Origin of the sequence: Streptomyces sp. NPDC044571 (genome assembly GCF_040647115.1) — a bacterium.
GTDB lineage: Bacteria > Actinomycetota > Actinomycetes > Streptomycetales > Streptomycetaceae > Streptomyces.
In genome coordinates this window covers 1-2,283 of sequence record NZ_JBEZBN010000117.1, presented here as the reverse complement: position 1 = coordinate 2,283, position 2,283 = coordinate 1, and the positions used below count along the sequence as shown (strand labels likewise).

Genomic DNA, 2,283 nt, shown 5'->3' with positions numbered 1-2,283 from the left:
CCCGCCCCGGAAAGACAACAGACTGCCGGGAAGCCCCCGGGGAATGGCCGGGGGGTGACAGTCCAGGAGCGGGCCCGTCAGCGATCCACGGGCCGGTTCCGGTTGCCATGTCCCCATTCGGGGTCGACCGGTCCCCTTTCCGAGCCCAGGCCGGGTCAAGCCGCAGACGAGGCCAATCAGATGGGCAGCCGGGACCGGAAGGGGCCACCATCGCCTCAAATCGCTACACAGCTGGTCTCGGCGTTAGCGTCCGCGGCCCGTCTGGGGTCGCTCATAGGCCGCCATAGATCGCTACACAGCTGATCTTGGTTTGGCGGCCGACGACCGTCTGGGGTTGTTCATAGGCCGCCACAGATCGCTACACAGCCGATGTCGGCACAGCGTCCGCGGGCCGTCTGGGGTCGCTCATAGCCGCCACAGATCGCTGCACAGCTGGTACCGGCGTGCGTCCGGCGGCCGACTATGACCACGTTTCCGTCGCCAGGGGGCGGTTGACTGAGCGGGATGACGAGAAACTCGGCATGGGAGGGCCCGGGTGGCGGGGATGCCACCCGGGCCGACTTGCGGGGTCAGGCGCGGCTCCGCGGGCGGCTGTATCGGCGTACGAGGGGGGTTTCCACCAGGGCGTAGAGCGCCCAGGAGAGCAGCACCGTGACGACGGCTGTGCCTATCAGCAGGGAGATGCCGACGGCATTGGAGTACATCTCGGTACCGAGTGCCCAGCGCAGTGAGCACATCACGGTGTAATGCAGGAGGTAGAAGGCGAAGGAGATCTCACCCAGCCAGACCATCGTGCGGCTCCGGAACCACGTGAAGCGGTCCTCGACGTCCGCGATCGCCGTGGCTGCGATCAGCAGCACGATCGGCAGGATCATCGTGGCGCGCTGGCCGTAGAGGTAGGGCACGTGGAAGGTCAGTGCGTAACCACCGACGAGCAGCAGGGTCGACCAGACCATGCCGATGTTGCGCCAGCGGCCGTGCTTCACCGCGAGCGCGACGAGGATGCCGAGCGCGAAGTCGACCAGCCGGACCGGCGGCAGCACGTAGCTGAACCAGTACTGCGAGACCGAGGTGTCATGACCGCTGGGCACCCGCGGAGTACTCGGGAACAGGGCGTACGCCAGCGCGGGGGTCGCCACCACAGCTGCGATCGCCCCGGCGATCCAGTACTTCAGGTCGCGGGGATCGATGCGCTTGAAGACCCGCAGCAGCAGCGGGAAGCACAGGTAGAAGACGGCTTCCACTGCCAGCGACCAACTCGGGGCGTCCACACTGAAGTTGGTGAAGTAGGCGGGCCACCACACCTGAACCATGAACAGGTTGGCGATGGCCACGCGCGCGGGGGTGTAGAAGGCCGCGAACAGCACCATGGTGAGCGCCCAGGTGACCACGTAGTTCGGGTAGATCTTGACGAATCTGCGTCGCCAGAACCCCGTCGTCGTGTCACCGTCCCGCGCCGACCAGGCCAGTACGAACCCGCTGAGCACGAAGAAGAACGACACCCCCAGCCCGCCTGCCTGAGCGAACCAGCCGGCCAGGCGGTACTCGGTGTCGTCGTCGGCCAGCAGCCGCAGCGGGGGTATGGGAAGGAACGCATGATGGGCGAACACGGCCAGCGCGGCGGGGAATCGCAACCCGGTGAGCGAGGGCAACCGGGATACTCGCGGCCGCTTCGGCTGAAGGGCTTCGCCGCTTTCGACGGCCGGAGCGGAGCCGGCCAGTACTTGGTCAGTGGCCATGGGGTTTCCGTTCTCGGGGGCCGAGGCCTGGGTCGGGATTTACACCGCTCTTTGTACCGACGCATGCTCGTGGCGCACTCAAGAGCCGCACCCAACCTCCACCTGGGCCCCAGACGGCGGCCGGCCGCCGAACCGAGACGGCTGTGTAGCGATCTGTACGCGGCCTATGCCCAGCCCAGGCCGGTCCGCAGGCCGCCAAACCAAGATCGGCTGTGTAGCGATCTGTGGCGGCCTATGAGCGACCCCGGACGGCCGCCGGACGCCATGCCGAGACCGACTGTGTAGCGATCTGACGCGATGGTGACCCCTGCCGGTCCCGGATGGTCATCTGATTGGCGTCGGCTGCGGCTTGACCCGGCCTGGGCTCGGAAAGGGGACCGGTCGACCCCGAATGGGGACATGGCAACCGGAACCAGCCCGTGCATCGCTGACGGGCCCGCTCCTGGACTGTCCCCCCCGGCCATTCCCCGGGGGCTTCCCGGCAGTCTGTTGTCTTTCCGGGGCGGGCCGGGCAGTCAAGGGTGGCCGAAGGCCATCGCGAAGC

At 67.5% G+C, this 2,283-nt stretch carries 1 protein-coding gene; it reads right to left on the bottom strand.

The genetic code is table 11. The features are described from left to right. Positions 1–569 precede the first annotated feature (569 nt). Complete coding sequence (locus tag AB0B01_RS30600; RefSeq protein ID WP_361726184.1) at positions 570–1,739, bottom strand: acyltransferase; 1,170 nt, start codon at positions 1,737–1,739, stop codon at positions 570–572. Positions 1,740–2,283: the final 544 nt, after the last annotated feature.